Raw genomic sequence first — 8618 nt, 5'->3', positions numbered from 1 at the left:
ACACTGCTCTCGGCAATATGCGCAGTTGATCCCGGGAAGAAACGCTTCACCGATGGGGGTCTCGGTGGGGAGCGCAGGCGAGGATCGGTGCTGCGTCGGCGAGGTCGGTGAGGAACGAGGCGTACTCGTCGTGTTTGCGATATGCACACACTCCCGGCGGCGGTTGCGTGCCATTCACCGTCCTGGTACTCAACGAGGTATGCGTCAGCGAGCGAGCGTAACACTCGATCAATCGTCGAGCGCGAACAGTCGAACAATTCGGTAAGGTCGCGTTTTGAGCGTGGCGCCGCGGTGAGGACACGGAGAAAACCCGACCGGTCTGCGATGAGCGCTTCAAAATCGGCGGGATCGGGTTGTTTCATTAGCGGGTTCTAGTAGCGTGAGCGTATTCAGTTCTGGGGAGGTTAATTGGCTGTACACGAACTATGTCAATGGTATGTGTACAGCTTGAGGGGGACCCTCAGCAAGTGAGGGGGGTGGGAGTAGTCTGGGAGGGGTACTCATCAATTAACATGAATACAAACCGCGAAAGAATGGCAAGTGGTGTGTTACCATGGAAAAACCAGACTCCGACCCAGACCAGTACCAAGCCGAACTGAACGACGCTGTCGATGATGGTGGTGGTTGTACCGAGACGTGGGAAAAATTGTCGGATATACGGAGTAGTCCCGATCCGCGCCCAGGTGTTGACCGCCGGACAGTTCTAAAGATTGGATCTCTGGGAATCGCTACAACGCTCGTGCCGGGAGTTGCCACTGCAGACAATAAAAAGGATCTTGGTGATGGAAGCGATAGCACTAACGGCGAACGAGAGGTTGTCATTCAACGACTGGCCGGGAAACGTCGTAGAGAAGCAGTTGACGACGCGCTGGGTAACAGCGATGTTCAGCAGCTCCTGAATGATGCCGCCTCTGAACATAGTTATAACAAACAACCTGAGGACGCCGTTGCCTTTCGAATACGGGGCGTCGGGGATGTAGATATCGATTATCGGACCGTCGATCTTCCTTTCGATACGGGCGTATCTCTTCAAACCGACGAGGATGTGGAACGAATCCCCGACGCTTTCCTCGGGTGGGACGATCGAGACGACTCCCCACCGACCTATACTACGGTCACCTATATTGACACTGGAGAAGATACTGCACGTGCAGATGTTGTTTCAACTTCAGCAGAAAGTGGTGAATTGAACACTCAAGAGACCTCACTGACGACTGAAGAATACCGTGACTTACTTGATGAAATAGAGGACGAAACTGATGATTCTGGGGCTGTATCCACCTTCTCGGTTAATGACGGCGTCCAAACCGCCGCTCTCCTACCATGCGGCCCATGTGTGCCAGACTTGAATTGTTGGTACCGGTTGGCACGCGCATATGGAGGTATTTTTGCGGCCTGCTCCCTGTGTGGCGTTTTCAAAGAATTCAAGACCTGTACGACTTGTTTGGGAGCGATTATTTCAGCCCCAAAGCTGGGCTTTCTCTGCGACCCATGCCTTGGTCCGAAGCCGCTCTGTTGACCTAACTGATTTATGATCTCCTCGCAAATTCAGATATAATGGCCCCGCTCGAACTTACCCTCCGGACGGTACTCGGAACGATTTTATTACTCGGTGCCGGTGTTGCTTGGGCATACCGTTGGTCCCGGATGAGTCAACCTACACGGATTGGTAGTGTCCTGTTGCTGGTTGGGTTATTATTTCAAACGTACGCTCCACAATTATTTGTCTTGTTAGGAAATCCGAGTGGGACAGCGAGAACGGTTATTGAAATCGGTATGCTCGTATTCCTTGCTGCCGGTTTTTATTTATTACTGGTAGGACACCCGGACACCGGGTCCGATATTGATTTGGATGAATAGCTGTATCCGTGTATGATATGGTAATATACTCAACCTGAGACAACTGGGCCGACTATTTGAGCCAGACTAGACTACATAAATAACATATTCGCATATTTTTTGTAACATCTATACAACTGAAAAACGATGTCAGAGATCTTGGACCCGCTGTCGGACCGTGCCCGCCGGCTGACCCACGCCTATAAAACCGGAATCGAGCTCAGCGAAACACTGCGAGATCGAGCGTGTCTCCGAGCTGCGGTGAGCGGCGTCACGCTCTACACAAAACATCTCCAAGACGGCTACCCGGACTGGCACCCGGCATCCGATTCGTTCCAGGGGATGCTCCGGCTGTTTATGTATCGGGAGATTACCGGCGACAGCTATCGGACTCTCGAAACGCATCAGGAGCTCGCCGAACCGTTCGGGCTAGACCACGTTCCTGACGAGTCGGTTCTCTCGCGCACTTGGCGCAAGCGCTTCGACGATGGGGTCCGCGAATACGTGACCGTCGCCGCTCACTTCGTCGTCAAAGAGGTCCACGACTACGGACCTCCTGTCCCCGTGGTGCGTCCGAAAGAGGAGGTCACTGACTCGAACCCAGAGTCGGCCGACGACGATGAGCAAACCCACTCTACAGGCACTGAGTTTTCGGACGAGCAGGTTCACCGGACGACACGCCTCGCACGGGACCACGGATTTGACGGATTCGATTCTGATCGAGCGCAGAACGCCTCCTACGAGGATACGCAGTTCTTCGAGCTACAGACGTTCATGGGGATGGTTGGTTGTGGCACTGCGCAGGGAGCTGCTCGCTTCCAGTACAGGCGTGGCGAAGAATATGGTCCACACGGGGACACGCACTTGCGGGCGGTCAAGCAATTTGAGCCGGAAGCGCTGATCGAGGGGTTCGACCGGGCCAGCGACCGACTACTCTCGGTAATCGGGGAGGAAGCCTCGTTCCGACGACCCGTGACGGCCGCGATCGACGTCACGACAGTTCCTTACTACGGCGAGGTCGAGGCGATGCCGATGGTCAGCGGTACAAAAGGTGAAGAAGAACGGGTTTTCAAGTTCGCGACGCTCTCGATTGTCGGCGAGAACATCCCGCTCGTGCTCGCTGTGGAGCCGATTCGGGAGAGCTCAGCGTGGGATAGGAATCCGCCGAATCAGGTTCACCGTGTAGTTCGGCGGCTCGTTCAACGAGCGAAAGAACACGTCCCCGTAGAGACGGTGCTTTGTGACCGGGAGTTCGATTCTAAGCGAGTCTACCAGACACTCTCGAATCTCGGCGTGAACTACCTCGTTCCCACACGGATCAATAGCACTGAGCGGGAGGTCATCGAAACAATGGATGCCGATGGACAAAACGTAGCGGTCGAATCAGCGTCCGTTCACGTCGAATCGGGAAGTCACTCGATGCAGTTTCTGTACGTGCCGTCGACGAGTGGTGAGGGGACGACTGTCTTCGCCACGAATCTCCGAGTCGGCCCCGATGAGGCCGAGTCGTTCTGTCGCCGCTACAGCCGCCGCTGGCAGATCGAAAACGAGTACAAGTCTATCAAGGGCGATTTCCTCGCGAAGACCTCCTCAAAAGACTACCGCGTCCGGCTGTTCTACTTCGTGTTCGCCGTACTCCTCTACAATATCTGGCGACTCACGGATTTCCTGCTGAAAGCGGGCGTCGATGGCGAAATGGACTATGCGCCGGTCCTGACTGCGGGTGAGTGTGTCGAGATCGTCGTTTCGGCATTGATTCCGCCCGACTGAGTGACCGATTCTCCACCGGGGTCACCGCTTGGGAGTGGCGACGCTCTGTAGGAGCACAAAAATCCGCGCAATTTCCCATGCTCGTCCGATTATCTCGTTCTGAATGAACAGGAATCGAGCGATTCGTTGGGAAATAGACCACGAACCGGCGGAGATTCGACTTGGAACTGGCCTATCCTCCGAAACTGTGGGGAAAACGAGGCCTGGTATTTTGTATAGCGATATACGATATATAATTTCCTATAGTGCGGAATTTCGGTGCTAAGAGGCTCCAGATACTCGATTTCTCTCGATGGGGCTAATACAGCAAGTGGTCCTGATTATGCCAATAATCACGACCAGTTTGAAGTACCCCGACGCCGTCGGTGAAGCACGAATGCTGCAACCCCCTCACAACGGCGCTTCCCCCGGGTAGAGCCGACAAGACCGGGCTCCGAGTTTGCTCTGACTCTCCTCAGCCGGGGTCGAGGCGATGGCGAAGAAACGCACTCGATATAGAACTAATGACCTCAACCTATATTAAGACAAAGCGCGAACGGTGTTGTATGTCCGAAGACGAACCGAACTCCGAGGGCCTAATGGAACGCCAAACCACGGGCGAAGACCGCGTGAGGATGACCGCCCGGCAGCTTTCGGAGCCTCAGACGGCCAACTGGATCGCCTCGGAAGCGGGCTGGTCACACGAGCCGACCAAACGCGTCCTCGATCGGCTCGTCGACGATGGCATCCTCCACCGTGACGAAAGCGGTACTCACACCACGTATTACCCAGATTATCGCCGCCAAGCGATGCAGGAGGCGATGCGGCTTCGAGACAGCGGGCACACTGTCGAGGAGCTTACGGACCGTCTCGCCGATATGAAGACGCAGATTCGCGACTGGGAGGGCGAATTCGGCGTCGAGTCACCGAATCAGCTTCGCGGAACGCTCGCTGACGAGTCCCTTGACGGTGACGAGGAAGACCGTCGCCGTGAGATTGCCCGCGAGTGGGAGCACCTTCAGCGTCGTATCCAGATCGTTGGCTTTGCCATCCGCGAATGGGACTTCCTCGCTCCGACGACAGAGTCTGCCGAGGCCAGCAGCTAACGGATGTCGGTCCCGCATCCAGGTGGTGACCCGAACGCGAACCTCTACGCCCAATTGAAGCGGGACGTCCTCGACCGTGTCCCCCAGATCACGGCCGTCGAGTACGTTCCTGACGATATCGAGGCCAAGCAGCTGCGGGCGGTTTTTGATCCAGCCCGCCTTAATCCCCCAACGGGCCCTGATTCGCCGGAACTGACCGTCAAGTGGTATCGACAGGACCCTCACGACTGGTTCCGTATCAACTACACCGATCCGAACACGGGCTTTCACGCCGGCTGGCACCAGGACGAGGACCATCCCGATCTCGGACGGGCGCATTTCCAGTACTCTGCCGCCAATACGGAGGACCGCTGGGGGATCACATTTGAATACGAGACTCCTTCCCTGATCCTCTGGGAAATCGTCGAAACGCTCTTCGAGGACGTCCGTCCGACTTACCAGTACGCGAACGAGGAACGATGACACCTCGAGAACGCACTAATCAGTCACTCGCGAGTTCCTTCGAGCGCTACCTCCAGGACAAGGGGAAAGGCCGCGGCGGCGACGGTGGGAACTATCGACGTAACGCTGCACGCGAGCTTGAACGGTTCGCCGAGTGGGCCGCCGGCGACCGCGGCGCCGACGACTGGACCGGGATCGTCTCCGACGACGTCGACCGCAAACCGACCTTCGACGATCTCGACGAACGCGTGTTCCGGGAGTACGCCCGACATCTCGGTGGAGATCGGGGACTCAAGCAGAACACGGTACAAACCTATTACCGCTATATCTCTGCCTGGTGTGGGTGGTGTGTCAACGAAGGGTATCTCGAGGCGCATTACGCGCAGCGGGCGAGTGCGATGGCGCCGTTACCGGAGGACGACGGCCGCAAGCCCGGCGACCAGCAGGCCTGGACGTCCGAGCAACGCCACGCGCTCACCCGGCACGTCGACGAACGGGCCCGCGACGCTGTCGAGGCGTACACGACACTCCCAGAGGATACTGACCCCCTCGACAAGCAGCGAGCGCGCTACGTAGCGCTGAAGGCGACTCGTGACCGGGCTCTGGTGTTCGTCCTCGCGTACACCGCTGTCCGCGTTGGCGAACTCCTCCGAGATCCAAACGACCCGCGCCGGCGCGGCGTCCGCTGGGAGGATCTCTCCCTCGACGACGGGAGTATGGACGTCTACCGGAAGAAACAGCAGTGGGACGCCGCGAGTCTCCCCGATCCAGTGATTTCTCCGCTGCGAAGCTATCGCCAGCTGATGGACCCGCCGACGGAGCAGTGGCCGGTGTTTCCGACGTCGACCAACGGACGCTCGCAGAGCTCGTCCAGGATGACCTCGCCGAACGAGGGGAACGCCCAGAAGCAATCACTGAACGCCGTGCGGAGTACGCTCGCGACCTGCTGCTGGCGCTTGATCAGGACATTCAGCCTCCATCGATCACGACGGACGGCGCACGGTCGATTCTCCAACGGCTCTCAGAGGCTGCAGAGATCGACATCGACCATCCGAAACACGACTATCTTGCTCCACACGGTGGTCGACGTGGAATGGGCGAGGTGCTAGTCCGCGCGTTCGGGTACACTGTTGCGGCTCGCTATCTCGATAACTCGGAGGAGATGGTTCGTGAACGGTATTCGCATATTGAAGCCGGTGAATTGGGTGATGTCGCAACTGAAGCACTCGAACAGATCGATTGACGCAAGCGTTTATACGGGAGGAGAACCTAGATTAGGTTAACCAATGAGCCTTGACCAAGCGGTTGACGAAGCGCTCGCGACGTACAATATGTCGCGCAGCGAAGAGGCCGAGGAAACGGGCCGAACAGTCGCCACGCTTCAAGACTAGTAGAACCGCTTAGTTGAGGTCTCGGATTTTTTCGGCGAATTCTGCTTTCGAGAGGCCAGACGTCTCTTTTAGCTCCGGATAGCCGGCACGTTCGACAGCCTCCTCAACAAACGTTACCCAGAGATCTTCGTGCTTCTCCGCGTAGGCGATTTTCGCCTCACTTGGGTACATATCCAACTCGTATTCAGTCAGATCGATCTCGACTGCGTGTTTTCGCTCAAGCGTCCGCGCACCGAAGCTATACAGGTGCTTGAAGAGGACGTTCTTCCGTCGAACGGTCAACAGTCGCTTCGATTCGTTGATGTACTCGTTCACCCACTCTCGCCAGTCGTAGGATTCTGGATCGGTCTCTACAGAGGTTTCCGGCATAGCGAAATCCGGATTCAGTCGCCGGAGGTAGAACTGAATCAGCGCAACAGCGGTTCGATGGTTGGCATTTGGAAGCGCGTGCTTGAGGATCAGGTTCGAGGCGAGTCGGCCCGCTACGTCTGTTGCTGATCCTTCCCACGACGTCCGGTCGAGAACGTCCGGCAGTGCATCGACGTCGATATTCTTGTACGCCTCAACGGGAGTTCCCTCTTCTTCTTCGTTCTGAGCGATAAGTGCGCGGTAAATCTCGAGAAGACGAACGATGATGGTACTGTTGTCGGCACTCATCTCTGAGAGCGACTCGTTCAGGTTAAAATCAATCTCTTGAACAGGCCCACCGCCGACGCGGGATGTGTAGATGACGTAGAACGGTTCGTCGATATCGTATTTCTGGACCTTCACAGCGACGTCGTCGCCGTAGTCGACGATCTTCGAGACGATTTTGGCAGGAGCTGGATGGACGAAGTCAAGGGAGAACTGCTTGTCGCCGGGGTGGTGGTAGTAGACGTGGCCCATCTGCGTGCGTATTACTACTCATCTGTGCTTCTTAATCAAGTTCACGAGCGAGATTCTCTTCGAAAAGTCGGTGGACTGCTTTTTTATACTGCTAAGCATGCCGAATACCTATTTCTCCAGTTATGGCCGTCCGTGGTCTGAATTCAGGTGTCTCATTCGTGCGTCTCTCGACGTTGTTCATGTTCATCGTGAGTCAGTTCTCCGCGGGCGTAGGCGAGAAGGGGCTCCTCGACGACGGAAACGGCGAGGTTGTAGAGCTCGAGTAAGCGAGCTGATTCTCATTCTTAACCAACAGATGCCCAACTTTCTCAGTGGATGTTGGTTAAGACTTTTTTCTACTAGGTCAACAAGTGATTTGGTTATAATTTATCGGATAAATTTGCACCACTTGGCAGCCAGAAAGCATTTATTCCTCATCCAGCTACCGTGCCAATATGTACCGGGACTCAGCCGGTGCATACCCATACCCGCATGTATGATTACGAGGTCAGTCACCATCGAGGAGATCGATGACCTGTACCTGATGTGGAACGACCACATCAACGCCTCCGCCCTCTATCGCCGCGCCCTCCGCGAGGAAATGGAAGTCCGCGGTGTTGACCCCGATGAGCTCCGCGACCTCCTCGAACGGGCCCGCGAGCAGGGCTACACCCTCGAAGAGATCGCAGAGGACACCAACCGATTCGACGACCTCCAGTCGCTCGTCGAAGAGCAGCAGAACCAGCCAACGGCTGGAGACGCCACCGATGATTGACCCGCTATGTCACAGGACCAGACTCCCTCCGACCCTGAGCGTAGCACTGACACCGAGTCACCGCTGACTGGGAAAATCCCTCGGCAGGCAGCGCTCACCATCGTCCTCCTGAGCCTGTTTGCCGTTCAACCGGTTGCAGCCCAGAGTAACGCGGTCTGTAGCGCAGACAACCTCCCGAGTATGATTGAGGGGTTCTTCCAGCTGACCACCGCGCTGGGGATCGTCGGCCTCGCAATCGTTTGGCAGGCTGACTCCCTTATCGAGATGTTCACCCTCAATCCCGAGCAGAAGAAGGGGCTCAAGCGCCACAAGCGTTCGGCGATGAAGTCCGCGGTCGTCCTCGTCGTCCTCGGCCCGCTCTACACCGTCGCCGGGTCAATGATGGGCCTCCCGCTGGCGCAGTGCGTCGACCTCGTCCCCTGGTAAGCACTCCACAGCACCGTTGCGAGCCCT

The 8618-nt window shown here is 56.6% G+C and carries 7 protein-coding genes and 1 pseudogene; 7 read left to right on the top strand and 1 reads right to left on the bottom strand.

Translation table 11 applies throughout. The features are described from left to right. Nucleotides 1-553: 553 nt before the first annotated feature. From GJ632_RS06670 to GJ632_RS06650, 5 genes and pseudogenes are all read left to right on the top strand, one after another. Nucleotides 554-1519, top strand: a complete 966-nt coding sequence (locus GJ632_RS06670) for a hypothetical protein (RefSeq protein ID WP_143076933.1) — start codon at nt 554-556, stop codon at nt 1517-1519. A gap of 467 nt (nt 1520-1986) precedes the next feature. After that, the gene (locus GJ632_RS06665) at nt 1987-3609 is read left to right on the top strand and encodes a transposase (RefSeq protein ID WP_096396406.1); all 1623 of its coding nucleotides are present in this window, start codon (nt 1987-1989) and stop codon (nt 3607-3609) included. 503 nt (nt 3610-4112) lie between these two features. Beyond that, a complete protein-coding gene (locus GJ632_RS06660) occupies nt 4113-4694 on the top strand; it encodes a hypothetical protein (protein WP_058984797.1) in 582 nt (193 codons plus the stop codon). Nucleotides 4695-4697: 3 nt separating this feature from the next. Continuing rightward, nucleotides 4698-5156 carry a hypothetical protein gene (locus tag GJ632_RS06655; RefSeq protein WP_058984796.1) on the top strand — a complete coding sequence of 153 codons (459 nt, stop codon included), beginning with the start codon at nt 4698-4700 and terminating at the stop codon, nt 5154-5156. Next, a pseudogene (locus tag GJ632_RS06650) lies at nt 5153-6378 on the top strand (tyrosine-type recombinase/integrase). The gene GJ632_RS06655 and the pseudogene GJ632_RS06650 overlap by 4 nt, the downstream one beginning before the upstream one ends. Nucleotides 6379-6535: 157 nt before the next feature. Here GJ632_RS06650 and GJ632_RS06645 read toward each other — a convergent pair. Beyond that, nucleotides 6536-7411 (bottom strand): hypothetical protein, encoded by an 876-nt coding sequence (locus GJ632_RS06645; RefSeq protein WP_079235334.1) that lies wholly within the window; start codon nt 7409-7411, stop codon nt 6536-6538. A gap of 475 nt (nt 7412-7886) precedes the next feature. Between GJ632_RS06645 and GJ632_RS06640 the strand changes: the two genes are divergently transcribed. Next, on the top strand, nt 7887-8165 hold the full coding sequence (locus GJ632_RS06640) for a hypothetical protein (protein ID WP_137711711.1): 279 nt from the start codon (nt 7887-7889) through the stop codon (nt 8163-8165). A 6-nt stretch (nt 8166-8171) separates the two neighbouring features. Continuing rightward, on the top strand, nt 8172-8591 hold the full coding sequence (locus GJ632_RS06635) for a hypothetical protein (protein ID WP_074878673.1): 420 nt from the start codon (nt 8172-8174) through the stop codon (nt 8589-8591). Nucleotides 8592-8618: the final 27 nt, after the last annotated feature.

The organism is Halogeometricum sp. CBA1124 (genome assembly GCF_009741955.1).
GTDB classification, from domain to species: domain Archaea; phylum Halobacteriota; class Halobacteria; order Halobacteriales; family Haloferacaceae; genus Halogeometricum; species Halogeometricum rufum.
This window is presented reverse-complemented; position numbering and strand designations above follow the sequence as displayed.

Bases quoted from the DNA above. Each gene is read 5' to 3' on its own strand.
- GJ632_RS06670 (WP_143076933.1), top strand. From the start codon at position 554: ATGGAAAAACCAGACTCCGACCCAGACCAGTACCAAGCCGAACTGAAC.
- GJ632_RS06665 (WP_096396406.1), top strand. From the start codon at position 1,987: ATGTCAGAGATCTTGGACCCGCTGTCGGACCGTGCCCGCCGGCTGACC.
- GJ632_RS06660 (WP_058984797.1), top strand. From the start codon at position 4,113: ATGACCTCAACCTATATTAAGACAAAGCGCGAACGGTGTTGTATGTCC.
- GJ632_RS06655 (WP_058984796.1), top strand. From the start codon at position 4,698: ATGTCGGTCCCGCATCCAGGTGGTGACCCGAACGCGAACCTCTACGCC.
- GJ632_RS06645 (WP_079235334.1), bottom strand. From the start codon at position 7,411: ATGGGCCACGTCTACTACCACCACCCCGGCGACAAGCAGTTCTCCCTT.
- GJ632_RS06640 (WP_137711711.1), top strand. From the start codon at position 7,887: ATGATTACGAGGTCAGTCACCATCGAGGAGATCGATGACCTGTACCTG.
- GJ632_RS06635 (WP_074878673.1), top strand. From the start codon at position 8,172: ATGTCACAGGACCAGACTCCCTCCGACCCTGAGCGTAGCACTGACACC.